The following is a 25,711-nucleotide window of genomic DNA, read 5'->3' as shown; positions in this document are numbered from 1 at the left end:
ACAATGGCTTTGATCGTACAGAAGTTTGGAGGCACCTCGGTCGGCACTGTCGAGCGGATCGAGCAGGTGGCCGAGAAGGTCAAGAAGTTCCGCGACGGTGGAGACGATATCGTCGTGGTCGTCTCGGCAATGAGTGGCGAAACCAACCGCCTGATCGATCTCGCCAAGCAGATCAGTGATCAGCCGGTCGCCCGAGAGTTGGATGTGATGGTTTCCACCGGTGAGCAGGTGACCATTGCCCTGTTGGCGATGGCGCTTATCAAGCGCGGCGTACCGGCGGTGTCCTACACTGGCAATCAGGTTCGTATCCTCACCGACAGCGCCCATACCAAGGCGCGCATCCTGCAGATCGATGGCCAGCGGATCCAGCGCGACATCAAGGCTGGGCGCGTTGTTGTGGTGGCTGGCTTCCAGGGTGTGGACGAGAAGGGCAATATCACTACCTTGGGTCGTGGCGGCTCGGATACCACAGGCGTGGCGCTGGCCGCTGCGCTGAAGGCCGACGAATGCCAGATCTATACCGATGTGGATGGCGTCTATACCACCGATCCTCGGGTCGTGGCCAAGGCTCAGCGACTGGACAAGATCACCTTCGAGGAGATGCTGGAAATGGCCAGCCTCGGCTCCAAGGTGCTACAGATTCGGGCGGTTGAGTTCGCCGGTAAGTACAGCGTCCCGCTGCGCGTACTGCACAGTTTTCAGGAGGGTCCGGGTACCCTCATTACCCTTGATGAAGAGGAATCCATGGAACAGCCCATCATTTCCGGCATCGCCTTCAACCGCGACGAGGCCAAGCTGACCATCCGTGGGGTCCCGGATACGCCCGGTGTGGCGTTCAAGATCCTCGGGCCGATCAGCGCCGCGAACGTTGAAGTGGATATGATCGTGCAGAACGTCGCGCACGATAACACCACCGACTTCACGTTCACTGTGCATCGCAACGACTACAACAATGCGTTGCAGGTATTGCAGGGCATTGCATCCGAGATGGGCGCTCGTGAGGTCATCGGCGATACGGATATCGCCAAGGTGTCCATCGTCGGCGTAGGCATGCGTTCGCATGCCGGCGTAGCCAGCCGCATGTTCGAGGCCCTGGCCAAGGAAAATATCAACATCCAGATGATTTCGACGTCGGAAATCAAAGTGTCGGTAGTGATCGAGGAGAAGTACCTCGAGCTTGCCGTGCGTGCTTTGCATACTGCGTTCGAACTTGATGCGCCCGCCGGCAATACTGCGGAATGATTCGCAGAAGGCGCGCTAGTCCGCGCCTTCTGTCGTATTGGGTCATGCGAAAAGGAACTTTAGGCTCCTGCGCGCGGGTCAATACCTGTTGAAAGGCTCTAGCTTCATGTTTTACGGACATTTTCCGTATTTATCTTTGCAGACTGTTTACTGAACTGAATCCGTTTAAGGAGAAAGGAATGCTGATTCTGACTCGCCGGGTTGGAGAAACCCTGATGGTGGGTGACGATGTGACTGTCACCGTGTTGGGTGTGAAAGGAAACCAAGTACGTATCGGCGTCAATGCGCCCAAGGAGGTGGCGGTGCATCGCGAGGAGATTTACCAACGGATCCAGAAAGAGAAGGATCAGGAACCAAGCCACTAATTTTTCTGTAATTTTCGGCTTTGCAAACGGGGCAAAGATGGGTATTATGCGCCCCGTGTTGCGGAGAGGTGGCCGAGTGGCCGAAGGCGCTCCCCTGCTAAGGGAGTACACCTCAAAAGGGTGTCGGGGGTTCGAATCCCCCCTTCTCCGCCATTTTGCATTCTAGGGTTCAGGGTTCTCGCGGCAGCCTGCTTTCATATAAGAAAGCGCCACGGCAAAGTGCTTGACCGTCAATGTTTACTCCCTATAATGCGCACGCTCAGCGCACTCATAGCTCAGCTGGATAGAGTACTCGGCTACGAACCGAGCGGTCGGAGGTTCGAATCCTCCTGAGTGCGCCACACTTCGAATGATCGGCAGAAATGCGGATCACTCAAGCCACCAGCGGTGATCTGGTCTAACAAGCACTTACGCACTCATAGCTCAGCTGGATAGAGTACTCGGCTACGAACCGAGCGGTCGGAGGTTCGAATCCTCCTGAGTGCGCCAACCAAGAGAAGGGCCTGCAGCGATGCAGGCCCTTTTTCGTTTTCGAGCGTTAGCGTCTACCAAGAACGCAGCCGAACTCGTCGAAGCTGACGGTGCGTACCTGGCCGCTGCTGCTGCGAAAGCGCAGGCGTTCCCGCCCGTTGCTACTTGTGATGCTCTCCGGTCGCCCGAATGCGCTTTCGACGTCACTGCGAGTCATGCCGGTGCGGATCTGTTTGTTGATGATTGCGCTGCGCCGTTCGCTGCTGGTTACTCTGTTGCCGCAACCGTCATCTCGTTCGGCGACTATCGCCAGGCTTTCGCCTTCACTGCCGGCGGGGCTTTTCCTGGTCTTGAGGGTCGCCATTGGCACGGCTTTCCCTGAACTGGGTGTTGGATTGGTTGCGCGCTGCCGTTGCTGTCTTTGGTTTTCCGGGCAGCCTTGCTGGCTGAAGGTGACATGCCCGGATTGGTCGACGCAGCGAAATACGCTTGCTGAAAATGCGGGGGTGGATAGCAATAGCAGGCTCACACCTATGGACAGTGCTCTCATTCTCGTCCTCCATGACTGAACAACTGTCCATTCAGGCTACTCAATAAAAGCTGCTCGTACATTCGTGTCTCTTCGCAGCGTGAAGGCGTCGACAGAATGTCGGCTTCTCCGTCGCAAGCTTTTCTGCATCTTTGACGCAGCCCTTGTGATGGCCGTGTTTGAGCGCGTCGGGCCGCTGATTGCGATGTTATGATGCCCGCATCTGCCCCTCAGGGTTTGTGGAACAACCTTTCTTTATGGACTTACCCAGTAGTCGTTCACGTTTCCAATTTGCCAATCACGTACTGATTGATTGATTTTCCCTGGCGTGCTCCCGGCCAGGGTGGAGTGCGCCATGACAGAAGTAGAAGCAAAAAAGCCCCAAGAGACCCTGCAGGATCGCCTGGCGCAGGTGGTCGATCTGCTGCAGCGCCGTCGCCTCGGTGAGGACGGGGAGTACCGGCAGGACGGCGAGCAGGGTGAGATCTACGACGAGAGTCAGATTCTCGCCGAGCTGCAACGCAAGCTCGACGAATTGCATCCTGCTGACGTCGCTCACATTCTCGAAGCGCTACCGCTCGAAGAGCGACTGACCGTCTGGCAACTGGTCAAGGCCGAGCGAGACGGCGATATCCTGCTCGAGGTGTCCGACGCAGTTCGGGAAACGCTGATCGCCGATATGGACGATCACGAACTGCTTGCCGCGGCGAAGGAAATGGACGCCGACGAGCTGGCAGACCTGGCGCCGGAGTTGCCGCGCGACGTCGTTCATGAGTTGATGGAAAGCCTCGATGCGCAACAGCGCGAGCGCGTGCGATCAGCGCTGTCCTACGAAGAGGATCAGGTCGGGGCACTGATGGACTTCGAGATGGTGACCATCCGTGAGGATGTCAGTCTCGAGGTGGTGTTGCGTTATCTGCGCCGCCTCAAGGAGTTGCCGGGCCACACCGACAAGCTGTTCGTGGTCGACTACGACGGCGTGCTCAAGGGCGTGCTCCCGATCAAGCGTTTACTGGTTAACGATCCGGACAAGCAGGTCGCGGAGGTGATGGCCAGCGATCCCGTCACCTTTCACCCGGATGAAGACGCCTATGACGCGGCGCAGGCCTTCGAACGTTATGACTTGGTATCGACGCCGGTCGTCGACAAGGGTGGCAAGCTGATCGGGCGTCTGACCATCGATGAGATGGTCGACCTGATCCGTGAGGAGAGTGAAAGCGAAGTTCTCAACATGGCCGGTCTGCGCGAGGAGGAAGACATCTTCGCCTCCGTCTGGAAATCCGTTCGTAACCGTTGGGCCTGGCTCGCGGTCAACCTGGTCACTGCATTTATCGCCTCCCGCGTAATCGGCTTGTTCGATGGCTCGATCGAGAAGCTGGTGGCCCTCGCGGCCCTGATGCCAATTGTCGCAGGCATTGGCGGAAATTCGGGTAATCAGACAATCACCATGATCGTGCGCGCCATGGCGTTGGATCAGGTGGGTACCGGTAATACGACCCGACTGTTGCGCAAGGAGGTCGGGGTTGGCCTGGTCAACGGGCTGGTCTGGGGTGGTGTGATCGGTGCGGTGGCCTGGTGGCTGTATGGCAGCTGGTCTCTTGGGGTGGTCATGACGGCGGCTATGACACTGAACCTGCTGCTCGCTGCGCTTATGGGCGTGCTGATTCCTATGACGCTGGCGCGCCTGGGGCGCGATCCGGCAATGGGGGCAAGCGTCATGATCACTGCCATGACAGACAGCGGCGGGTTCTTCATTTTCCTTGGATTGGCGACCATTTTTCTGCTGTAGCGGTACTTTTCGCGCTTTATTGGGGTTTGCCTTATTTCGCTGTTTCGGGCTAAGGTTCGGCCGTTTCGTGTGTCGCGAAACGTGTCCGAACCCACGCAGCGAATAACAAGCAGCTTGAGCTGCTGACAAGGGAACTCCCGATGACCCCCAGCCAACTCCTGCTCGAAGGCGTCGAACTCATGCTGTTCGGCATCGGTTTCGTCTTCGCCTTTCTCGTTCTGTTGATCCTCTGCATTCGCTTGATGTCCTACCTCGCCGGCCGCTTCGTCACTGAGCCGGCGCCTCGAGTAGCGGCCGCTCAGGTTGCGAGCGCTGAAACAGATGCGGATATTCTTGCAGCCATCCAGGCCGCGATTCATCAACACCGCGCGCGACGCGGTTGACTCTGGAAAGGGAGTTCCTTCCATGACCATTGCTAAACAGCCGCTCGGCATAACCGATGTGGTGCTGCGTGATGCGCACCAATCCATTCTAGCCACCCGTGTTCGCTTGGAAGACATGTTGCCGATCGCTGCCAAACTCGATCAGGTTGGCTTCTGGTCGGTGGAAAGTTGGGGCGGCGCGACCTTCGATGCCTGTATCCGCTACTTGGGAGAAGACCCTTGGGAGCGCATTCGCGAACTCAAGAAGGCCATGCCCAACACGCGCCAGCAGATGCTGCTGCGAGGCCAGAACCTGCTGGGCTATCGGCACTACGCCGATGATGTCGTGGAAAAATTCGTCGAGCGCGCCGCTGTAAATGGCGTCGATGTCTTTCGCGTATTCGACGCTATGAACGATCCGCGCAATCTCGAAACTGCCCTGCGTGCCGTCAAACAACAGGGCAAGCATGCACAAGGCACCATTTCCTATACCACCAGTCCGGTGCATACGCTGGAGATGTGGGTCGATCTGGCAAAGCAGATCGAGGATATGGGCGCCGACTCGGTGGCGATCAAGGATATGGCAGGCATCCTTACGCCGTACATGGCGTTCGAGCTGGTGTCGCGCTTGAAGTCCAGCCTTGCGATTCCGATCCATATGCAGTGCCACGCTACAGCCGGCCTGTCGACGGCCGCCATTCTCAAGGCAGTAGAGGCGGGTATCGACAATGTCGATACAGCCATTTCGTCGCTATCGATGACCTACGGACATTCTCCGACGGAATCGGTGGTGGCTATTTTCCAGGGCACGGAGCGCGATACCGGCTTGAACCTGGAGCTGCTCGAGGAAATCGCGGCGTACTTCCGTGAGGTTCGCAAGAAGTACGCGAAATTCGAGGGCACCCTGCGCGGTGTCGACTCGCGAATCCTCGTGGCTCAGGTGCCCGGCGGCATGTTGACCAATATGGAAGGTCAGCTGAAGGAGCAGGGCGCTCTGGACAAGTTCGACGACGTGCTTGCTGAAATCCCTCGCGTTCGTGAAGACCTCGGCTTCATCCCGCTGGTGACGCCCACGTCGCAAATCGTCGGTACGCAGGCGGTGATCAATGTGCTGATGGGTGAGCGCTACAAGTCGATCACCAAAGAGACGGCAGGCGTGCTCAAAGGTGAATACGGTGCGGCCCCTGCACCTTTCAATTCCGAGCTGCAGGCTCGTGTGCTGGAGGGGGCTGAGGTGATCACCTGTCGTCCCGCAGACCTGCTGCAGCCGGAAATGGATCGACTTACTGCCGAACTGAAAGGGATCGCAAAAGAGAAAGGCATCAAGCTCGCTACGGATTCGATCGATGACGTGCTGACCTATGCACTATTCCCCCAGATCGGATTGAAGTTTTTGGAGAACCGTGGAAACCCATCCGCGTTCGAGCCGGCGCCAACCGGGGGCGATCTACCACCGCGAGAGGCGGGCAAGCCGGAGGTCTATACCGTTGAAGTCAACGGCAAATCTTTCGTCGTACAAGTGAGCGATGGCGGCGATATCGAGGGCATCAAGCCTCTCGGCGCTGGTGGCGGCGCTACCAGCGCGGTGGCTGGTTCTGCCGCCGTGCCTGCCAGTGGTGAAACCCAGGCGGCGCCGCTGGCGGGCAACATATTCAAAGTGCTGGTGCAGCCCGGACAGTTGGTCCAGGAGGGCGATCTGGTGATGATTCTCGAAGCCATGAAAATGGAAACCGAGATCCGTGCGTTCAAGGCCGGCACCGTCGCCTCCGTCAGCGTCAAGGTGGGCGACGCGGTTTCGGTCGGTGACAGTCTGCTGAGCATCGGCTAAGGGGAGTCCCATGGAAAAGTTGCTCAAGCTGTGGCACGGAACCGGCCTGTACCATCTGGAGCCAGGGCAGGCGCTGATGATCTTCGTCTGTCTGGGGCTGATCTATCTGGCGATTCGGAAGGGATTCGAACCTTTGTTGCTGATCCCTATAGGGTTCGGTGGCATCCTGGCAAACATCCCGGTTGCCAACATGGGCGAGGGTGCCGGAATTCTGCATCTGTTTTATGAGGTAGGGTTACCGACCAGCGTCTTTCCGCTGTTGATCTTCATGGGCGTTGGCGCGATGACCGACTTTGGCCCCATGCTTGCCAACCCAAAGACCCTGCTGCTTGGTGCAGCGGCGCAGTTCGGAATCTTTGCGACCCTGCTAGGCGCTCTTGCTCTGACTGCTGCCGGGATTCCGGGTATGGAGTTCACGCTGCGCGAGGCAGCGTCGATCGCTATCATTGGGGGCGCAGACGGTCCAACGTCGATCTTCGTGACATCCAAGCTTGCCCCAGAGTTGCTCGGTCCGATTGCGGTTGCTGCGTATTCCTACATGGCCCTCGTGCCGCTGATTCAGCCGCCGATCATGCGTGCGATGACCACAAAAGAGGAGCGTGCAATCGTCATGACGCAACTGCGTCATGTCGGGCAGGTCGAGAAGATAGTATTCCCGCTGGTGCTCTGTTTGCTGGTCGGCTTGCTACTGCCGGATGCCGCACCGCTGGTGGGTATGTTCGCCTTCGGTAATCTGTTGCGCGAATGTGGTGTGGTGGACCGCCTGGCGGATACTTCACGAAATGCCCTGATCAACATCGTCACCATTGCTCTCGGTCTGACAGTCGGTTCGAAGCTATCGGCCGAGGCCTTCCTGCAGATGAAAACCTTGGGGATTCTCGTGCTGGGTATGGTTGCCTTTTGCGGTGGTACCGCAGCGGGTATTTTCATGGCCAAAGTGATGAACCGTTTCAGTGAGAACAAGATCAATCCGTTGATCGGTTCCGCAGGAGTCTCTGCTGTGCCGATGGCTGCACGTGTATCGAACAAGGTGGGGCTGGAGGCCAATCCTCAGAACTTCCTGCTGATGCATGCCATGGGGCCCAACGTGGCAGGTGTCATCGGCTCTGCGGTTGCGGCCGGGGTGCTGCTCAACTTTGTAGGCTAAACTTTGTAGGCTAGTTGTATAGGCGCCTCTGCAACGGGGGCGCCTTGCTGCATCCAGGTTCTAACTTCTTATCGAGCGCGGATCTCGGGTCGACCATAGATTCGGCGCAACCCTTGTGTCCGAAGCACATTCGTGCCTGTCTTTATGGCTAGGACGATGATGAAGGGGGGAACTGATGCGGCTGGCTGACTTGATGACCGCCTGAGAGTGGCAGCCGGATCAGAGGTAGCGTCAGCTGGAGCCAGTCACCTGTCTCCAGCTGGTGGCTGGTCCGGGGTCAATCTTCTTTGGCGAGCTCGGTGTCCTGAGCGATCAATGCAATGAGCGCGTTCTGCTGGCGGTGAGCGAGCTGGCGAAAGCGCTGCAGAAGCTCTCGCTCGTGAAGAGACAGCTCTGGGCTGTCGAGACGCATGCTCAGATCTTCATCCAGTGCGCCTTCCTGCAGCAGGCTCTGCTCCAATCTGGCGATGATTTCTGAGTTCATGCTGCGGTGATGATTCCGCGCTACCTCGGCGATGCGTTCACGCATGCCGTCGGGAAGCCGAACAACGAATTTGTCAGCCGTACGGCTGGAATAAACTGCCTGTTTCATAGGGCGCATAATTAACCGGTTAGTCAGGTGGGCGTGCTGGCGTATTGCCGGGGTAGTCACCGGTCTGACAACCACCAGTACTCGCTGTTCCGTCAGCCAGGTTAAAAATTAGGAGACGGCTTCATGACGCCAATTGTACGTCGATATTCTGATTAGTAAAGTGCTCGTGCTATCAAAATGCCTTTACTGTGAACCAGTCTGATTATTGTCCGGCTATGGGGTCTTAGCGCAGCACTGGATCGAACTTGATCCTGCGTCCGATCATGAGTGCGATCAGGGATAAGCTTCCGAATATGCCAAGTCCTGCCTTGCACAAGGTATCCAAGGCCGCCAGGCTTTGGGGGGCCAGGAAGGCACCGTAGCCGCACGCTGCAGTAAGAAGCAAGCAAGTCAATGCAAATCTGGACATGAGTAACTCCTTTTGCGGAACCATCCGCGCTCAACTGAATCCTTAGAACACCCAGCGTTGCGGTTGAGTGAGCACGCTCGCCTCGCCTGAGTTGAGGGTGGTGATCTGTGCGCGTTCCAAATTGCTCGTGCGCTGAATGGAGAACTGGGAAGAGGGCTCGTATCGCTGTTGCTGCGGTTCGGCGGATGGCAGCTGCGAGGCTGTCAGGGCGGCAAATGTAAAGCCTGTAGTAAGAAAAAAAGCCGACTTGATCATGAGCGTTATCCTTCGCGTCACGTTAACTTTGCCTAGCTATTGCAGTAGCTGTGCCAAAGTTTATCTGGATAAAAACTGTTATAAATCAATAAGTTGGCGTTTCATTGAGGCGAGTGTTGCTTGCGCTTTGCACGGATGACTGATAGTGGTCATGCAATTTGCATTGCTGAGTGTGAGAGGCGTATTCGGCTGTAGGAGGCTGCATGGCATCAGGTCTACGATGCGCATGACAAATCATGCTTGGCTCGTTACCATGCCCGCCGCGTGATGTCCCAGTAGCTCAATTGGATAGAGCATCCCCCTCCTAAGGGGAAGGTTGTGAGTTCGAACCTCGCCTGGGACGCCATAAGATTTCGCACAGCGATCACGTTCAGATAGCAAGGCTTTTGACTCGGCTGTGCCGCTTTTTCGCGACAAGCCTTGAGCTGAGCGGTGGTCTGGCAAGGCGCGCTGCGCTGCGCGTTAGCCGAACGGTGAGGCGGAATTGTCGCGGCGTGCGTCGCGTTGAAGCTGGTACACGAGCTTTTCAATCTGCCGTTGCGTCAGTCCGCTGAGGCGATGAAAGCGCAGCCCGCAGATCGAAGTTCCAGACTTTTCATCAATGGCCACGTGACGAAGCTCGACTTCCGTCTGGATCGCGCCAATTGGCAGCTTCGCGATCATCTCGTAGACCTGTCCCGTTTGAAGAATGGCCTGTTGGTCGCCCTTTAGGCTCAGCTTGCAGCCAGTAGCCGATATATCGAGCAGCCTGCCTTCCAGGGCTTTTCTTACTGTTGAGCCGCCGAGCTGCGCAGCGACGGCGATCTCTTTCAGCTGTGCGCGATAAGCATTGCGGCGCTGATGGTAAGTGAGCGTTGTCGGGGTTGGGATCCAATAGCAGCGAGCGCCATCAATTTCGCCGGTATGAACCTGTTGGTCGCTCGTCCAGGAGAGTCGTGCGCCTTCGTAGAATCCTTCGATATGAATCGGCTCGCCTTGCAATAGCAGTCTCTCGCCGTCATTGGGGATCAATTCGTCGAGCGCTATCCAGCCGGTTTCACGGTTCATTTCAACCAGAAAACTCTGGTAGCGCTGGTTGCGCTCATGGAAGCGAAGCGTGAGGGGGGTGTTGTTGTCGAGAAGGGGACGCAGATTGGCGTAAATCTCGAGTGGCGCCGTCAGTACCTTGGGAGGCTGCGGGCCTTCATCGCCGAGGAATAAGCTAGACACGGGCCGATGCTCTCCGGCGCATTGTTGTGACCATCGCGTTGCGTCCTTGTGGCGTTCTATCGTTCAGGCTTGGCTCAGAGGCCGTTGCGGCTTGTTCTTGGCGGAACCGCCACGATTGTCATACAGGCCGGGTGTATCGTCCTTGCCTTGGAGAATGTGCAGCATTCCGCCGAGGGCGCTTTGATTGGCTCGGATGAGACGGCCATTTCTTTCATTGGCGCTACGGCAGCGCTCAAGCTCTGTCTCCAGCGATAGCGCTCGCTCAAGGATAAGCGCACCGTCCTTCGATCTATTTGCGGCCGCTTCAAGTCCGGCGCGATCAGGCGTCAGCTGTAATCCCGCAAGCCACTGGCTACGCTGAGTGCCATGCTGCCCAAGCAGTGCCAGTAACGGCTGCTTCTTCGCTAATATCGCCTCTAGCTCCGCCAGATTGCGTTCACCCAGTGCGGTGAGTTCTTGATCGATGAGTTCAAGGAGCTGGCGTGCGATGCCGATATCATCGGTTAGCTGCTCAAGCAGGGCTGTATCTTGCATTTCGTGCTCTGGGCTTGCTCGCGTGTATGTGTCGGCTCAGGTTCAGCGCTGGGTCTCGAACGCGAGCAGCTTGGATGCGACGCGTTGGCTATCAACCTGGTAGGAGCCATCAGCGATCGCCTGTTTCAGCTTCTCAACGCGCTCCTGGTCCACTGCGGGCTGCTCGTTCAATTTGTCAGCCGCGTGCTGCAGGCGCTGGGCTTCAGGGCTCAGTTGAACGGTGTCGCTAGTGTTGGAGTTGACGCTGTCGGTTTTAGGTGCTTCGCTAGCAGGCCCTTGCTGGGTGCCGGCAGTACGCTCGTTGCCTTGTACGCCGCTGCGCCCGTTAGGGGCGTTCAGTGGACTGTTGGGCCGATTGAAGTCGATGACCATGATGCAAACCTCGAAGGAATCAGGACGCTTGCCATGTGTTCGGCAACAATGGAGGAAACTTTAGCCTTTTTTTCCAGCGAACACACTGGAAAACTGCGGCATGCGGACATGCTACATTGCCACTTCAACCTGGCCTGGGCCAGTCACTCGGGCCTTGATCGTGCGACCGGAACGTTGGTTCTTGACCGGGATCTGTTTGCCCGTAACGCCATCGGCCATCGCCTCGCCGGGCATGCGTACGCTTATCGAGCCCGACCTGGCCGTGATGACCACCTGATCGCCTTTGCGTACTACCTTCGCCATTTCCAGCTGATTAGGCGTGATGACCTGATCTGGCTGAGCCGGCCGTGTCAGCTTGTTACCCAGCGCCTCGTCGTGTCTTGTCAGGTATCCCTGAGTAAGGATGGACACGTCCCGTTCGGCTAGCCTCACGTCGGCATCGGTCAATACTGTGCCGCGCAGAAGTGATTTGCTGGCGACAAGGACCTGACGATAAAGGCGGACGTGGCTAGGGATGAATACCGACCATGGGCTGCTGCCTTCGCAACTTACCCGTACGCTCACACGTCCTACAGGGATAGCGGTGCTGCCAAGGCTGGTCGTGAGAGTTTGATCGCATTGATTCAAGCGCAAACGAGGGTCCAGTCTGGCTACTTCGACCTCGTAGCGTGCATCGATAGCGCTGCGGCTTAAATACTCGCTTACTGTCTGCTCAAGAAACTGCTCGGTCACGTCGATAAGCTGCTGAGGATGTGACAAGGTTGACGCATGGGTGAGCTGAGAAAACACGCACAGCATTGATAGCAGCACATTTCTGTACGGTAGCCGGCCGCGCCGGAAAATGGTCATTTGGACGTTCATATCCCAACCAAAGCAAGGGGCGTGCCGCGTCCTCGGCCCCAATAATCTGCAAGCAGAGAGGAAGACTGGCATGGCCGGTGTATTGGATTCGGTTAACCAGCGTACCCAGTTGGTGGGGCAAAACCGTTTGGAGCTGCTGCTTTTTCGTCTCGAAGGCGAGCAGCTATATGGCATCAACGTGTTCAAGGTGCGCGAAGTGTTGCAGTGCCCGCGCCTGACTGTGATGCCCAAATGCGGCCGGGTGGTACGGGGCGTTGCAAGCATTCGCGGCAGCACCCTGCCTATCCTCGATCTGTCGCTCGCCACGGGCAAGTCGGCGCTGATGGATTTGCAGAATTCTTTCGCTGTCATCACCGAGTACAACAACAGAACGCTGGGTTTCCTGGTGAGCTCGGTTGAAAGGATCGTCAATCTGAACTGGGAAGCGATCCTGCCTCCGCCAAAGGGTGCAGGACGCGATCATTACCTGACGGCCGTAACTCACATCGACAACAAGCTGGTGGAGATCATCGATGTGGAAAAGGTGCTGGCAGAAGTTGCACCGACCTCCGAAGAGGTGTCAGCCGATGTGGTCGATGACGATACCCGTGCCAGGGCACTTTCGTGTCGCGTGCTCATCGTCGACGACTCGTCTGTGGCGCGTAAGCAGATTGCTCGTTGCCTGGAAAATATCGGTATCGAGGTCGTCAAGCTGAATGATGGACGGGAGGCTCTCAATTATCTGAAGCGAATGGCTGACGAGGGCAAGAAACCGGCTGAAGAATTTCTGATGATGATTTCCGATATTGAAATGCCGGAAATGGATGGCTATACCCTGACTACCGAGGTGCGGCACGATCCGCGCATGCAAGGTATGCATATACTCCTGCATACTTCCCTTTCCGGCGTGTTCAACCAGAACATGGTGAAACGGGCGGGGGCGGATGACTTCCTCGCCAAGTTCCAGCCTGATGATCTCGCTGCCCGAGTGGCTGAGCGGATCAGGCAGGCGGATGCAAACTGAGGCTAGTTCCTCTCTCATGATGGTGAGGCTTTGATTGGTGTCAGTCGATCTGGATTTTGAGCAGTTCCGGGTGTTTCTTGAAAAGACGTGCGGCATTCTGCTGGGCAGTAACAAGCAGTATCTGGTGTCCAGTCGGCTGAACAAGCTGATGGAACAACAGGGCATCAAGACGCTGGGCGATCTGGTCCGGAAGATTCAGGCACAGCCACGTAGCGGGCTTCGGGAATTGGTCGTCGATGCTATGACGACCAACGAAACGCTCTGGTTTCGTGACACCTACCCTTTCGAAGTGCTCAAGAACCGTGTACTGCCAGAGATGCTCAAGACTGGTGCGGGGCAGCGTCTGCGGATCTGGTCGGCGGCATGCTCGTCCGGGCAGGAACCGTACTCTCTGTCGATGTCCATCGATGAGTACGAGCGCAGCAATCCCAGTCAGGCGAAAACCGGGGTGCAGATCGTGGCTACCGAACTGTCCGGCGCGATGCTTGCGGCGTGCAAGGCGGCAGAATACGACAGTCTGGCAATTGCTCGCGGCCTGTCCAGTGACCGCCTGCAGCGCTACTTCGATGTCAAGGCACCAGGACGGTGGGCGGTCAAGCCCGCGATCCGTTCGCGGGTCGAGTTCAGGGTGCAGAATCTGCTCGACAGCTATGCCGCGCTGGGCAAGTTCGACATCGTGTTCTGCCGTAACGTACTGATCTACTTTTCCGCTGATGTGAAGAAGGACATTCTCAAGCGCATTCATGCGACGTTGCGCCCAGGCGGCTATCTGTTTCTTGGCGCCTCCGAAGCGCTCAACGGCCTGCCTGAGCTGTATCAGATGGTCCAGTGCAGTCCGGGAATCATCTACAAGGCGAAATAGCCGGCATGACGCCGGCGGCAGAAAACCGTCATGCAATATGGCGGGTGCGGCAAAAAAGCGGTAAAGCCTTGCCGCTTTTGACGCCTTCTAACCGAGAGTTCTCTGGTTAGCCCAATAAAATCAATGATTTGCGTTCAGTGGCATGAGCTTTGCTGGTGTTTGCTTAAGCAGACTTGTATCCGGCAGAGGGCCAGATCATGAGCATCAGTTTCGATAAGGCACTGGGTTTACACGAGAAGGCACTCGGTTTTCGCTCGCAGCGCGCCGAAGTGCTGGCGAACAATATCGCCAACGCCGACACGCCTAACTATAAGGCTCGCGATCTGGACTTCAGCAGCGTGCTTGCCGAGCAGTCCGCTCGTAGCCAGGGTGGGTTCGGGGTAACGCGGACCAGTGACAAGCATATTGCCGCCGAGGGGTTGGAGATTGCCGATGCCTCCTTGCGCTTCCGCACTCCCGCGCATCCCTCGCTTGATCAGAACACTGTCGATCTGCAGATCGAGCAATCCAACTACGCGAAGAACGCCGTTGACTTTCAGGCGAGCTTCACCCTGCTCAATAGCAAGTTTAAAGGGCTGATCAGTGCCCTGCGCGGCGAGTAAAGGAGTTTCCCATGTCTCTAAGCAGCGTCTTCAACATTGCCGGTAGTGGCATGAGTGCCCAGAGCACCCGTCTGAACACTATATCCAGCAACATCGCGAACGCCGAAACCGTTTCATCCAGCGTCGATCAGACTTACCGCGCTCGGCATCCCGTGTTTGCGACCGTGTTTCAGCAGGCCGGCGGCCAGCCCGACCAGTCGCTTTTCGCGGAGCAGGATCAGGCGGGCGTAGGTGTTCAGGTGTTGGGTGTAGTCGAGGATCAGGGCGAGCTGCAGGCGCGCTACGAACCCAATCATCCGGCCGCTGATGAGGCAGGCTACGTGTATTACCCGAACGTCAATGTGGTGGAAGAGATGGCCGACATGATTTCAGCCAGTCGCGCGTTTCAGACCAACGCCGAGCTGATGAATACGGCCAAGACCATGTTGCAGAAAGTGCTGACGCTGGGTCAGTGATCGTTACGAGAGCGCATTCATGAGCACTACAAGCGGCGTTGGCGGTACCAGTTCGATACTCGAGCAGTACCAGTTCGGAGAGGATCGCGAGGTCAAGGGGAACGACCTTGGCAAGAACGAGTTCCTTGAACTGCTGGTTGCCCAGATGAACAACCAGAATCCGCTGGAACCCCAGGAAAACGGCGAGTTCATCGGTCAGCTGGCGCAGTTCAGCACCGTCGAGGGTGTCGAGAAACTGAATTCCAGCATGGAAACCATCCTTTCCGGCTATCAGTCTTCGCAGGCGCTCCAGGCATCGTCCCTGGTCGGGCGCAAGGTGATTGTGCCGGCCGACAAGGCCGTGGTCGATACCAGTGAAACCTTCAAGGCCAGCCTGGTGCTGCCGACCTCGAGCAGCAACGTGTTCGTGAATGTGTACGACAGTACCGGAGCCTCGGTTGGTCGCGTGAACATGGGCGCGCAAGAAGCCGGCAACATTTCCTTCATGTGGGATGGCAAGGATTCCAGCGGCAAGGTCTTGCCGCCCGGGACCTATCGATTCGAGGCGCAGGCTACGTATCAGGGCGAAACCAAGGGGTTGTATACCTTGCTGCCGGCTAACGTCGACAGCGTAACCCTCGGGCAGAACGGCGGGGAGCTGATGCTCAACCTTGCCGGTGTTGGCAGCATCGGGCTTTCTCAAGTCCAGGTCATCGGACAATAACCGCCGGCACTTCGGCAAAGGAGCGATTCAATGTCCTTCAATATCGGTCTTAGCGGCATGCGTGCTGCCAGCAAGGATCTCAACGTTACTGGCAACAACATCGCCAACGCTGGAACTGCCGGTTTCAAACAGTCTCGGGCGGAGTTCGCCGACGTGTATGCTTCGTCTATGGGCGTCAGTAAGAATGCCGTGGGCAGTGGAGTGCAGTTAGCAAACATTTCCCAGCAATTTACTCAAGGTAATATTAACTACACGCAAAATGCGTTGGACTTAGCAATAAATGGTAAGGGCTTCTTCCAGGTTAGTAATAACGGTGCGCTAAGCTACACCCGCGCTGGGTACTTCGGTACCGATCGTGAAGGCTTTCTGGTTGACAACTTCGGCTATAACCTGCAGGGGTACACCGTCAATGAAGACGGTAATCTCCAAGACACTATTGGTAATTTGCGAATTCAGTCGGGCAGTCAGGAACCTAAGGCTACTACTAAAATAGAGCAAACGTTCAATCTGAATTCCACTAACACAGCCCCGTCGGTTGCTACGTTCAATCCCGCTGATCCTCAAACCTACAACTCGTCCACATCAACGAATATTTACGATTCGCAGGGCAACGCGCATGTGATGACGCAATACTTCGTCAAGTCAGATGCCAATAATTGGGATATGCATGTACTGATTGATGGGCGGACTCCAGGTAATGCTGCTGCTGAGCCGCCTGTGGCGGCTGTTATCCCGCTGTCATTTACGCCTTCCGGACAGCTCGATAAAGCAGCTCTGAGTGCTGCGACGCTACCTAGCGGTTTCGATGAGACTGATGGAATTATTAATTATTCAGGGTGGGATCCAGCTGGTCTGGATACTACAGTTTCGCCTCCTGTTTGGGAAAGTAATGGCGCCGTTAACCCTAGTCCGTTTGCGATTGATATACGCAATGCAACGCAGTATTCCAGCGCGTTTGCGGTCAACAGCATCAATCAGGATGGTTATACCGCGGGTGAGCTAGCGGGCTTAGAGATTGATGAGGGAGGCCAGATTTTTGCTCGCTATACCAATGGGCAATCAATGGTACAGGGCCGTGTGGTGCTCGCAACCTTTGCTAATGAGCAAGGACTGACACCGGTCGGTAAGACTCAGTGGGTTCAGTCTTTTGAGTCAGGTGAACCTGTGCGCAACCCTCCCGGTGTGGGCACGATGGGTGCTCTACAATCTGGTGCACTGGAGGACTCCAACGTTGAACTGTCAGACCAACTGGTCAATCTGATCGTCGCCCAGCGCAACTATCAGGCGAACGCCAAGACCATCGAGACCGAAAGCGCTATCACGCAGACCATCATCAATCTGCGGTGATAGCCCGCGGCAAAGAACGGTTGCCGCTGACGGCATTATTCCGCCGCTCCTTTCGAAGAAGGCCCGTAAGGGCCTTCTTTGTTCCTGTAAAACCTATATAAATCAGCTACTTAAGTGGTCCTTTTGGTGATGGCACGCGCCTTGCATTTTTCATCTGCAACAGAATCGCAAGTGTCAAACTCGCGTCTCGGAGATGTCGATGGACAAGATGCTCTACGTGGCCATGACCGGTGCCAGCCAGAATGCGCGGGCCCAGCAGGCCCATGCCAACAATCTGGCGAATATTTCCACCACCGGCTTTCGCCGGGATTTCGAGCAAGCCCGTTCGATGCAGGTCTTTGGCGACAGTCATCCTGCGCGGGTGTATGCGATGTCCGAGCGTCCGGGCACCGACTTCACGCCGGGCACCTTGCAGGAAACCGGCCGTGATCTTGATGTCGCCGTCGAAGGCGAGGGCTGGATTGCGGTGCAGGCGCCAGATGGCAGTGAGGCCTACGTCCGCACCGGCAGCCTGAATATTGACGTGCTTGGCATGTTGCGTACCGCAGACGGTATGCCGGTGCTGGGCAATGGCGGGCCGATCGCGATTCCGCCGGAAGAGAAGGTGGACGTCGGCAATGACGGCACCATCAGTATTCGCGCGCTGGGCGAGGACCCGAACGTTGTGGTCACCGTGGATCGCATCAAGCTGGTCAACCCTGATCCGCAGCAGCTGGAAAAGGGCACTGATGGCCTGATTCGGCTGAAGGATGGCCAGCCTATCGAGCCTGACGCGAACGTACGGGTCGTCTCGGGTTTTCTCGAGGCGAGCAATGTGAATGCGGTATCCGAAATGACTTCCATCCTGGCGCTGTCTCGCCAGTTCGAACTGCACGTAAAGATGATGCGCACCGCCGAAGATGACGCGGCTGCCATGGCGCGCGTACTGCAACTCAGCTAATAGCGTGGCGCCGGCGGCGCACGAGGAGAAAGCTCATGCTTCCAGCACTTTGGGTCAGCAAGACCGGACTGTCCGCCCAGGACATGAACCTGACGACCATTTCCAACAACCTGGCCAACGTTTCTACCACCGGCTTCAAGCGTGACCGCGCCGAGTTTCAGGACCTGCTCTATCAGATTCGCCGTCAGCCTGGCGGTCAGTCCAGCCAGGACAGCGAACTGCCCTCCGGCCTTCAGTTGGGTACCGGTGTGCGGGTGACCGGCACGCAGAAGATCTTCACCGCCGGTAGCCTGCAGACCACCGAGCAGCCGCTGGACATGGCGGTCAACGGTCGCGGTTTCTTCCAGGTACTGCTGCCCGATGGCACGGTTTCCTACACCCGTGACGGCAGCTTCCATCTGAGCTCCGATGGCCAATTGGTGACCTCCAACGGCTATGCGCTGGAGCCGGCCATCGTGGTACCGCCGGAGACCCAGACCTTCACCGTGGGCGAGGACGGCACTGTCTCGGTGACCACCGTGGGCAATCCGCAGCCGCAGATCATCGGCAACCTGCAGACGGCCGACTTCATCAATCCGGCAGGTCTGCAGGCTATGGGCAGCAACCTGTTCCTGGAGACCGCTGCAAGCGGCGCGCCTCAGGTCAGCACGCCAGGGCTGAATGGTCTGGGTACGGTGCTGCAGAACACCCTGGAAAATTCCAACGTCAGCGTCGTCGAGGAACTGGTGAACATGATCACCACCCAACGCGCCTACGAGATGAATTCCAAGGTCATATCCACCGCCGACCAGATGCTGTCATTCGTTACACAGCAGCTCTGATCGCGCGTTCGCCGTTGTATACGGGCACGCACGCCTTGTGCTGCTCGCAGTAGTTTCGATGGCCTGTCATGGCTTGAGGTGTTTATGAGCCGTTTGCTGATCGTTGTGTCGATGTCGTCCGCCCTGGCGCTGGCCGGATGTGTTGCTCCTGCGCCGAAACCGAATGACCCGTACTATGCACCGGTGCTGCCTCGCACGCCGCTGCCAGCGGCGCAGAACAACGGCGCGATCTATCAGGCAGGCTTCGAGACCAATCTCTACGATGACCGCAAGGCATTTCGCGTCGGGGACATCATTACTATTACGCTCAATGAGCGAACCCAAGCGAGCAAAAATGCCAGCTCGAAGATTTCCAAAGACAGCGATGTGGAGATGGGGCTTACCTCGCTCTTGGGCAACGCTGTAAGCGTGAATAACCCCGCTGCGGGGCTTCTTCGTAATGGCGGTCCGCTTTCATTGGATACGCAGTTCGGCGGTTCCAGTTCGACTAATGGTTCCGGCCAGGCAGGCCAGAGCAACAGTCTTTCCGGCTCCATCACCGTTACCGTTTCCGACGTGTTGCCCAATGGCATCTTGGCTGTGCGAGGAGAGAAGTGGCTAACGCTCAACACGGGCGATGAGCTTGTACGTATTGCCGGTCTTGTGCGATCGGACGATATCTCCACTGATAACACCGTTTCCTCCACGCGCGTAGCTGATGCACGCATTACTTACTCCGGCACAGGCGCTTTCGCTGATGCGAGCCAGCCGGGATGGCTGAGTCGTTTCTTCGTTAGCCCGCTTTGGCCGTTCTGAAGGACATGATGATGATTAGAAAAGCCATCGTCTTTCTCGGATTGCTCGCCATTGGTACTTCTGCCTATGCCGAGCGTCTGAAGGATGTCGCGACCATCCATGGTGTTCGTAGTAACCAGCTGATCGGCTACGGCCTGGTTGTCGGCTTGAACGGTAGCGGTGACCAGACCACCCAGACGCCGTTCACCGTGCAGACCTTCAACAACATGCTGGCCCAGTTCGGCATCAAGGTGCCGGCCGGTGGCAACATTCAGCTGAAGAACGTCGCGGCGGTGTCGATTCATGCCGAACTGCCACCGTTCGCCAAGCCGGGACAGACCATCGACATCACCGTCTCGTCTATCGGTAACGCCAAGAGCCTGCGTGGCGGCAGCCTGTTGATGGCGCCGCTGAAGGGTATCGACGGCAACGTCTACGCCATCGCCCAGGGCAACCTGGTGGTAGGAGGCTTCGATGCCGGTGGCGCCGATGGCTCGCGGATCACCGTCAATTCGCCGTCGGCTGGCCGGATCCCGGGTGGCGCGACGGTCGAACGTCCGGTGCCGAGCGGCTTCAATCAGGGCAATACACTGACGCTGAATCTCAACCGTCCGGACTTCACCACGGCCAAGAACATCGTCGATCAGATCAACGACCTGCTAGGCCCGGGTGTAGCGCAGGCGCTCGACGGCGGCTCGATCAGCGTGACCGCGCCGCTGGATCCGAGTCAGCGCGTGGACTACCTGTCGATTCTGGAAAATCTCGAAGTAGAGGTTGGCCAGGCCGTGGCCAAGGTCATCATCAATTCGCGTACCGGGACGATCGTGATCGGCCAGAACGTGCGGGTGCAACCTGCCGCCGTTACCCACGGCAGCCTGACCGTCACCATCAGCGAAGATCCACAGGTGAGCCAGCCGGAGCCCTTCTCGGATGGTCAGACCGTCGTCGTGCCCAACAGCAAGGTAAAAGCCGATCAGGAAGCCAAGCCGATGTTCAAGTTCGGCCCGGGTACCACACTAGACGAGATCGTCCGAGCGGTGAATCAGGTGGGCGCTGCGCCCAGCGACCTGATGGCCATTCTTGAAGCACTGAAGCAGGCTGGCGCTCTGCAAGCCGACCTGATCGTGATCTAAGGGCAGGGATATGGAAAATCGTCTCGGAAGCGGAGCGCGCGGCCTCGACAGCGGCAGCTACAACGACCTCAATCGCCTCAGCCAGCTCAAGGTTGGCAAGGATCGGGACGGTGAGGAGAACGTGCGCAAGGTTGCGCAGGAGTTCGAGTCGTTGTTTCTCAACGAAATGCTCAAGTCGATGCGTTCGGCAACCGAAGTACTGGCCAAGGACAACCCGCTGAACAGTCAGGCCAGCAAGCAATACCAGGATATGTATGACCAGCAGCTGTCTGTCAGTCTTTCGAAGGAAGGCGGTGGCATCGGGCTGGCGGACGTACTGGTGCGCCAGCTGAGCAAGCAGACCGAAACCGCGACACGCAACAATCCGTTTGCCCAGGTTGCGCAGACCGAAGGGGCCGCATGGCCGAGCAAGCCGGCCGCTGCCGTCGAGTCCGCACGAGATGATTCCCGGTTGCTGAATCAGCGTCGTCTTGCGTTACCAGGCCGGGCGATCGAGCGGCAAGTGGCGGATGTATCGGCGACTGCGCAGAAACCTGCCGCAGAAGGTGCGCAGCCTCTGGTCGACCTCGATTGGAAACCCGCCACGGCGTTCGTGCCCCCCAAGGACAAGCCGTTGGTCGTCAACGGTGTCGAGAAAAGTGCGCCCAACGCGCCGAGCAAGACGCGGTTCAATTCGTCCGAGGAGTTCATCGCCACCATGCTGCCCATGGCAGAGAAGGCGGCCGAACGCCTGGGCATCGAGCCGCGTTTCCTGGTCGCACAAGCTGCGCTGGAGACCGGCTGGGGTAAATCCATGATCCGTCAGAAGGACGGCAGCAACAGCCACAACCTGTTCGGCATCAAGGCGACCGGGTGGAAAGGGGAGTCGGCTACCGTGATGACCACCGAGTACGTCAACGGTACGGCAACCCGCGAGAAAGCGGGCTTCCGCGCCTACGATTCGTTCGAGCAGAGCTTCGACGACTTCGTCAGCCTGCTGGAAAACAACGACCGTTATCGGACCGCCATTCAGGTGGCGAGCAATACCGGCGATTCGGAACGCTTCGTCAAGGAGCTGCAGAAAGCCGGCTACGCCACCGACCCACAATACGCGCGCAAGATCAGCCAGATCGCCCGCAAGATGCAGACTTACCAGACCGTTGCCGACGCGAATTCGGTGCCCGCCATGCGGACCAGAGGCTAAATCATGGCTGACCTATTGAGCATTGGCCTTTCCGGCCTGTCTGCCAGCAAAACCCAACTTTCCATCACCGGACACAACATCACGAACGTCAACACGCCTGGCTATAGCCGCCAGGATGCGAGCCAGGCGACACGCTCGCCGCAGTTCAGCGGTGCCGGTTACATTGGATCGGGTACCTCGCTGGTAGACGTGCGTCGCTCCTACAGCGAATTTCTCACCAGCCAGCTGCGTAGCAGTACATCGCTGAACAGTGATGTCGAGGCTTACAAAAGCCAGATCGATCAGCTCGATTCATTGCTGGCTGGCACCACCACCGGTATCACGCCTTCGCTGCAAAAGTTCTTCTCGGCCTTGCAGACAGCTGCCGAGGACCCGGCGAATATCCCGGCGCGTCAGCTGGTGCTGGCGGAGGCTGAGGGATTGGCGCGGCGTTTCAATACCGTATACGACCGACTTTCCGAGCAGAACAGTTTCACCAACAAGCAGATGTCCGCTGTCACCGATCAGGTGAATCGTCTGGCAGGCAGCATCGGTAGCCTCAACGAGGCTATTGCCATCGCCGCGGCCAACGGCAAGCAGCCGAACGATCTGCTCGACGCCCGTGACGAGGCTGTTCGGCAGTTATCGGGCTACATCGGCGTGACGGTTGTTCCTCAGGATGACAGCAGCTTCAACGTATTCATCGGCAGCGGCCAGCCGCTGGTCGTGGGCAGTACGGTAGCCAAGCTGGAGGTCGTGCCAGGGCAGGGCGACCCGAACCGTCATGAAGTGCAGTTCATCAGCGGTGGCTCGCGGCAGGGCATCACCTCGCAGATTACCGGCGGCGAACTCGGCGGGCTGATTCGCTATCGTGAGGAAGTGCTGGATTCGACCATGAACTCCCTAGGGCGCCTTTCGCTGGCCGTCAGTGATCAGGTCAATACTCAGCTGCGGCAGGGGCTGGATCTGAAAGGTGACGTAGGCGTAGATCTGTTCAAGGATATCAATTCGGCTGATCTGGTCGATAAACGCAGCTTCCCGACTGGAATTGATGTAAGTATCACCGACACTTCCAAGCTAACTGCCAGTGACTATCAGGTGGAGTTCGTCTCGGCTGGTACGTTTCGTATTCGTCCGTCCGGTGGAGCCTGGTTGGCCGGTAACCATCCGGTTGACTCGGCAATCGCCGAACTGGGCTTCAGCATCTCTGCACCCGCTGACCCGAGCGTTACCAGCTATACGGTGATGCCTACCCGGCGAGCTGCAAGTGGTATTGCCATAGACCTTGATCAGGCCGATCAGCTCGCTTTCGCGGCCCCAATGCGCGCAGAGAGCGAGTTGCAGAATGGTGGTACCGGGGTCATTGGTCAGCCGGACTTGATCGCTGGCCCGTCACCTATCGACAAGACGGTACTTGGCGCGGCAAATCTTTCCTTTGATGTAACTCTGAGTCCCGATGGCAAGAGCTATTCACTCAGTGACCCGCTTCCGGCCAATTGGTCTTATGTGGATGCGGCTGGGAATGCAGTAACCCCGGCGCCATCTTTTGTCTCTGGTAGTACCAACACCGTTAACCTCGCCTACACGTCAGGCGGCGAGACCTACAGGTTCCAGCTCTCCCTCGGGGGGAGACCGCAGACTGGAGATGGCTTCTCTCTGAGCTTCAACAGCAGCGGGGTGTCCGACAATCGGAATGCTTTGAAACTGGTCGACCTGCAGAGCAAACAAACCGTCGGGGTTACCGTTGACGCTACGGGCAAAACTATCTCCGGCGCTAGTTTTACCGATGGCTACGGCGAACTGGTCGAGCGCGTCGGTACGCTGACGGCACAGGCACGGATGGATAGCGAAGCAACGGGCTCGATTCTCAAGCAGGCCACGGACAACCGCGATTCACTCTCGGCTGTGAACCTGGACGAGGAAGCCGCCAACCTGATCAAGTTCGAGCAGTACTACAACGCTTCGGCCCAGATCATTCAAGTTGCCCGCTCCTTGTTCGATACATTGATCAGCTCCTTCAGGTAATAGGTCGCCTTATGCGCATTTCCACCCTGCAAGCATTCAATAACGGCGTCGCCGGACTGCAGCGCAACTACGCCAATGCGACCCGCACGCAGGAGCAGATCAGTACCGGCAATCGCATCCTTACGCCAGCCGACGACCCGGTTGCGTCGGTGCGTTTGCTCCAACTGGACCAGCAGCAGAACGTTCTGAGTCAGTACAACGCCAACCTGACTGCGGCGAAGAACAGCCTTACCCAAGAGGAGGTGACGCTCAACTCGGTTAATACCGTTCTGCAGCGAGTGCGAGAGCTTGCCGTACAGGCGGGCAATGGTGGCCTGAGTGCGGAAGACCGGAAGTCGATCGCGGCCGAGCTGACTGAGCGCGAGGACGAGCTGCTGTCACTGATGAACACCCGCAATGCCCGCGGCGAGTACCTGTTCTCTGGCTTTCAGGGTAAGACTCAGCCGTTCGTTCGTTCAGGGGACGGTAGCTATAGCTATCAGGGAGACGAGGGGCAGCGGAAGTTGCAGATAGCTAGCTCGCTGAATATCCCGATCAGCGACAACGGCAAGTCGATTTTTCAGAACATTACTAATGCTGGACGCCTACAAAGTAGCCTGTCCATTGGCGCTGCGACTGACTCGACGCTTATGGTATCAGCGCCGTTAGTGAGTGATGAGGTCGCTTTCGCTGGTGATCCTGCGTTTCCCCCGTATGGGATCGATATTTCATTCGGCAGCGATGGTAGCTATACGATCAGGGCTCTGAACCAGGACGGTAGCGTCAACCCGGCCGAAATTGGCGATGGGTTAATGGACAAGGAGGCTAGCCGCAGTGACACGCTTGTCTTCCGCGGCATGACCATGACGCTCGACGGGATTCCAAGCGGAGGGGAGAGTGCCACCGTCATACCAAGGACTGTAAGCGGCGTTGATGCGAATGGTGATCCGACTGTCGCGGCTACCAACAGGCAGGGCATTCTGGATACTGTCGCCAATCTTCGATCTGCCTTAGAGAACCCCGCGACCAGCAACGGAGGCGTTCGCGATGCCGTAGCCGTAGCGCTGACCAACCTGGACCACGGCATGATCAGCGTCGACGCCGCTCGCGGCAACATCGGCGCGCGTCTGAACGTGATCGAAACAACGCAGACTGACAACGAGGACGTGGCTCTGGTTAACAAATCGGTCCAGGCCGAGCTGCGTGAGCTGGACTACGCAGAGGCGCTGTCCCGGCTGTCGTTCCAGACCGTCATCCTTGAGGCTACGCAGCAGAGCTATGTAAAGATCAGCGGCCTGAATCTGTTCAACGCCATGCGCTGAGCTTGACGAGGTTCGCAAATATGCAACCTCGTTTTTGACATCAGCTGGCAGGCGACTAGATTGGCTGACGCGGAGCAGGAAGTCCCGCGAACGAATACTTTGGTTTTCATAAGGACGTGATTATGCGTAAAGCTATTCTTGCCGCTGCGGCATTCGCCGTACTCTCCGGCTTTTCTTTCGGTGGCTATGCCGCCACTCAGGCACAACCTGCCCCGACAGCTGTGGCTGTCGCCGCGGCCCCAGTGAACCTCAATGCTGCCGATGCTGAGACGCTTTCCCGTGAGCTGAGAGGCATCGGTGAAACCAAGGCAAAAGCAATCATCGCTTATCGGGAAGAGCATGGCCCGTTCAGCTCGGTAGATGAGCTGCTCGAGGTAAAAGGCATCGGCTCGGCGACCCTCGACAAGATTCGTGGGCAGCTCAGCATTCAGTAAGGTATTGGGAGGTCGATCGCAATGATCGACCTCTTTTTGATTCTCACCTGGAATGTTCTTCCCTCAACGCCTAGCCCCCGGTAGTTCGAACGCCCTGTGTCGCCGTCAGTCAAAGTGCTTGTAAAGGCATTGACAATCCGCGGTTATGCACATTCGGAATAGATCGCGGCGTGTTCTGCAGGCA

General features: G+C 57.5%; 28 protein-coding genes and 4 tRNA genes. 24 read left to right on the top strand and 8 right to left on the bottom strand.

The window, feature by feature from the left end; translation table 11 throughout:
- Positions 1-3: 3 nt before the first annotated feature.
- From LLJ08_RS14590 to LLJ08_RS14570, 5 genes are all read left to right on the top strand, one after another.
- Complete coding sequence (locus LLJ08_RS14590; protein ID WP_003301319.1) at positions 4-1,242, top strand: aspartate kinase; 1,239 nt, start codon at positions 4-6, stop codon at positions 1,240-1,242.
- A gap of 179 nt (positions 1,243-1,421) precedes the next feature.
- A complete protein-coding gene (gene csrA / locus LLJ08_RS14585; protein WP_003283978.1) occupies positions 1,422-1,607 on the top strand; it encodes a carbon storage regulator CsrA in 186 nt (61 codons plus the stop codon).
- Between the two features lie 62 nt (positions 1,608-1,669).
- A tRNA-Ser gene (locus LLJ08_RS14580) sits at positions 1,670-1,760 on the top strand.
- A gap of 111 nt (positions 1,761-1,871) precedes the next feature.
- Positions 1,872-1,948 (top strand) — tRNA-Arg (locus LLJ08_RS14575).
- A 71-nt stretch (positions 1,949-2,019) separates the two neighbouring features.
- Positions 2,020-2,096 (top strand) — tRNA-Arg (locus LLJ08_RS14570).
- Positions 2,097-2,145: 49 nt separating this feature from the next.
- Here the strand turns inward: LLJ08_RS14570 and LLJ08_RS14565 are convergent.
- Entirely contained in the window at positions 2,146-2,628 is a 483-nt protein-coding gene (locus tag LLJ08_RS14565; protein ID WP_031297717.1) for a DUF4124 domain-containing protein, read from the bottom strand.
- Positions 2,629-2,962: 334 nt separating this feature from the next.
- Between LLJ08_RS14565 and mgtE the strand changes: the two genes are divergently transcribed.
- From mgtE to LLJ08_RS14545, 4 genes are all read left to right on the top strand, one after another.
- Entirely contained in the window at positions 2,963-4,396 is a 1,434-nt protein-coding gene (gene mgtE, locus LLJ08_RS14560) for a magnesium transporter (protein WP_014819745.1), read from the top strand.
- A 140-nt stretch (positions 4,397-4,536) separates the two neighbouring features.
- Positions 4,537-4,779 (top strand): OadG family protein, encoded by a 243-nt coding sequence (locus LLJ08_RS14555; protein ID WP_041013465.1) that lies wholly within the window; start codon positions 4,537-4,539, stop codon positions 4,777-4,779.
- A gap of 22 nt (positions 4,780-4,801) precedes the next feature.
- Entirely contained in the window at positions 4,802-6,586 is a 1,785-nt protein-coding gene (gene oadA / locus LLJ08_RS14550; protein WP_041013466.1) for a sodium-extruding oxaloacetate decarboxylase subunit alpha, read from the top strand.
- Positions 6,587-6,596: 10 nt separating this feature from the next.
- Positions 6,597-7,733, top strand: a complete 1,137-nt coding sequence (locus tag LLJ08_RS14545; protein ID WP_014819748.1) for a sodium ion-translocating decarboxylase subunit beta — start codon at positions 6,597-6,599, stop codon at positions 7,731-7,733.
- A gap of 277 nt (positions 7,734-8,010) precedes the next feature.
- Here LLJ08_RS14545 and LLJ08_RS14540 read toward each other — a convergent pair whose 3' ends face one another.
- The 3 genes from LLJ08_RS14540 to LLJ08_RS14530 form a co-directional block, all read right to left on the bottom strand.
- The gene (locus tag LLJ08_RS14540; protein WP_003301308.1) at positions 8,011-8,334 is read right to left on the bottom strand and encodes an Arc family DNA-binding protein; all 324 of its coding nucleotides are present in this window, start codon (positions 8,332-8,334) and stop codon (positions 8,011-8,013) included.
- Between the two features lie 214 nt (positions 8,335-8,548).
- Complete coding sequence (locus tag LLJ08_RS14535; protein WP_228207341.1) at positions 8,549-8,734, bottom strand: PA3371 family protein; 186 nt, start codon at positions 8,732-8,734, stop codon at positions 8,549-8,551.
- Positions 8,735-8,776: 42 nt separating this feature from the next.
- Positions 8,777-8,989 carry a hypothetical protein gene (locus LLJ08_RS14530; RefSeq protein WP_228207340.1) on the bottom strand — a complete coding sequence of 71 codons (213 nt, stop codon included), beginning with the start codon at positions 8,987-8,989 and terminating at the stop codon, positions 8,777-8,779.
- Positions 8,990-9,258: 269 nt separating this feature from the next.
- Here LLJ08_RS14530 and LLJ08_RS14525 point away from each other — a divergent pair.
- Positions 9,259-9,335: transfer RNA gene (locus tag LLJ08_RS14525), tRNA-Arg, on the top strand.
- A gap of 116 nt (positions 9,336-9,451) precedes the next feature.
- Here the strand turns inward: LLJ08_RS14525 and LLJ08_RS14520 are convergent.
- The 4 genes from LLJ08_RS14520 to flgA all read right to left on the bottom strand — a co-directional run bounded on the left by LLJ08_RS14520 (position 9,452) and on the right by flgA (position 11,953).
- Complete coding sequence (locus tag LLJ08_RS14520) at positions 9,452-10,198, bottom strand: flagellar brake protein (RefSeq protein ID WP_125877392.1); 747 nt, start codon at positions 10,196-10,198, stop codon at positions 9,452-9,454.
- A 63-nt stretch (positions 10,199-10,261) separates the two neighbouring features.
- The gene (locus LLJ08_RS14515; RefSeq protein WP_228207339.1) at positions 10,262-10,732 is read right to left on the bottom strand and encodes a flagella synthesis protein FlgN; all 471 of its coding nucleotides are present in this window, start codon (positions 10,730-10,732) and stop codon (positions 10,262-10,264) included.
- Between the two features lie 42 nt (positions 10,733-10,774).
- Positions 10,775-11,104 carry a flagellar biosynthesis anti-sigma factor FlgM gene (flgM, locus tag LLJ08_RS14510; RefSeq protein ID WP_014819766.1) on the bottom strand — a complete coding sequence of 110 codons (330 nt, stop codon included), beginning with the start codon at positions 11,102-11,104 and terminating at the stop codon, positions 10,775-10,777.
- A gap of 111 nt (positions 11,105-11,215) precedes the next feature.
- Positions 11,216-11,953, bottom strand: coding sequence for a flagellar basal body P-ring formation chaperone FlgA (gene flgA / locus LLJ08_RS14505; protein WP_228208949.1), 738 nt, complete (start codon positions 11,951-11,953; stop codon positions 11,216-11,218).
- Between the two features lie 82 nt (positions 11,954-12,035).
- On the opposite strand from flgA, the gene LLJ08_RS14500 reads away from it, so the two are divergent.
- From LLJ08_RS14500 to LLJ08_RS14435, 14 genes are all read left to right on the top strand, one after another.
- Complete coding sequence (locus LLJ08_RS14500; RefSeq protein ID WP_014819768.1) at positions 12,036-12,968, top strand: chemotaxis protein CheV; 933 nt, start codon at positions 12,036-12,038, stop codon at positions 12,966-12,968.
- A gap of 34 nt (positions 12,969-13,002) precedes the next feature.
- Positions 13,003-13,830, top strand: a complete 828-nt coding sequence (gene cheR / locus LLJ08_RS14495) for a protein-glutamate O-methyltransferase CheR (RefSeq protein WP_228207338.1) — start codon at positions 13,003-13,005, stop codon at positions 13,828-13,830.
- Between the two features lie 197 nt (positions 13,831-14,027).
- Entirely contained in the window at positions 14,028-14,432 is a 405-nt protein-coding gene (gene flgB, locus LLJ08_RS14490; protein ID WP_014819770.1) for a flagellar basal body rod protein FlgB, read from the top strand.
- Between the two features lie 11 nt (positions 14,433-14,443).
- Positions 14,444-14,887, top strand: a complete 444-nt coding sequence (flgC, locus tag LLJ08_RS14485; RefSeq protein ID WP_014819771.1) for a flagellar basal body rod protein FlgC — start codon at positions 14,444-14,446, stop codon at positions 14,885-14,887.
- A 19-nt stretch (positions 14,888-14,906) separates the two neighbouring features.
- The gene (flgD, locus tag LLJ08_RS14480; protein ID WP_014819772.1) at positions 14,907-15,590 is read left to right on the top strand and encodes a flagellar hook assembly protein FlgD; all 684 of its coding nucleotides are present in this window, start codon (positions 14,907-14,909) and stop codon (positions 15,588-15,590) included.
- A gap of 30 nt (positions 15,591-15,620) precedes the next feature.
- Positions 15,621-16,937, top strand: coding sequence for a flagellar hook protein FlgE (flgE, locus tag LLJ08_RS14475; RefSeq protein ID WP_228207337.1), 1,317 nt, complete (start codon positions 15,621-15,623; stop codon positions 16,935-16,937).
- Between the two features lie 199 nt (positions 16,938-17,136).
- Positions 17,137-17,877, top strand: coding sequence for a flagellar basal-body rod protein FlgF (flgF, locus tag LLJ08_RS14470; protein ID WP_014819774.1), 741 nt, complete (start codon positions 17,137-17,139; stop codon positions 17,875-17,877).
- Between the two features lie 35 nt (positions 17,878-17,912).
- A complete protein-coding gene (gene flgG, locus LLJ08_RS14465) occupies positions 17,913-18,698 on the top strand; it encodes a flagellar basal-body rod protein FlgG (protein WP_014819775.1) in 786 nt (261 codons plus the stop codon).
- A gap of 84 nt (positions 18,699-18,782) precedes the next feature.
- Complete coding sequence (gene flgH, locus LLJ08_RS14460; RefSeq protein ID WP_228207336.1) at positions 18,783-19,493, top strand: flagellar basal body L-ring protein FlgH; 711 nt, start codon at positions 18,783-18,785, stop codon at positions 19,491-19,493.
- An 11-nt stretch (positions 19,494-19,504) separates the two neighbouring features.
- Positions 19,505-20,605, top strand: a complete 1,101-nt coding sequence (locus tag LLJ08_RS14455) for a flagellar basal body P-ring protein FlgI (protein ID WP_228207335.1) — start codon at positions 19,505-19,507, stop codon at positions 20,603-20,605.
- Positions 20,606-20,615: 10 nt separating this feature from the next.
- Positions 20,616-21,788, top strand: a complete 1,173-nt coding sequence (flgJ, locus tag LLJ08_RS14450) for a flagellar assembly peptidoglycan hydrolase FlgJ (protein ID WP_228207334.1) — start codon at positions 20,616-20,618, stop codon at positions 21,786-21,788.
- Positions 21,789-21,791: 3 nt separating this feature from the next.
- The gene (gene flgK, locus LLJ08_RS14445) at positions 21,792-23,792 is read left to right on the top strand and encodes a flagellar hook-associated protein FlgK (protein ID WP_221103012.1); all 2,001 of its coding nucleotides are present in this window, start codon (positions 21,792-21,794) and stop codon (positions 23,790-23,792) included.
- Between the two features lie 11 nt (positions 23,793-23,803).
- Complete coding sequence (flgL, locus tag LLJ08_RS14440) at positions 23,804-25,093, top strand: flagellar hook-associated protein FlgL (protein ID WP_228207333.1); 1,290 nt, start codon at positions 23,804-23,806, stop codon at positions 25,091-25,093.
- A 122-nt stretch (positions 25,094-25,215) separates the two neighbouring features.
- On the top strand, positions 25,216-25,527 hold the full coding sequence (locus tag LLJ08_RS14435) for a ComEA family DNA-binding protein (protein ID WP_102833285.1): 312 nt from the start codon (positions 25,216-25,218) through the stop codon (positions 25,525-25,527).
- Positions 25,528-25,711 lie beyond the last annotated feature (184 nt).

It is taken from the genome of Stutzerimonas chloritidismutans, assembly GCF_020783375.1.
Taxonomy (GTDB): Bacteria; Pseudomonadota; Gammaproteobacteria; order Pseudomonadales; family Pseudomonadaceae; genus Stutzerimonas; species Stutzerimonas kunmingensis.
Note: the sequence above shows the minus strand (reverse complement) of the source record. Positions and strands in the feature narration are given on the sequence as shown.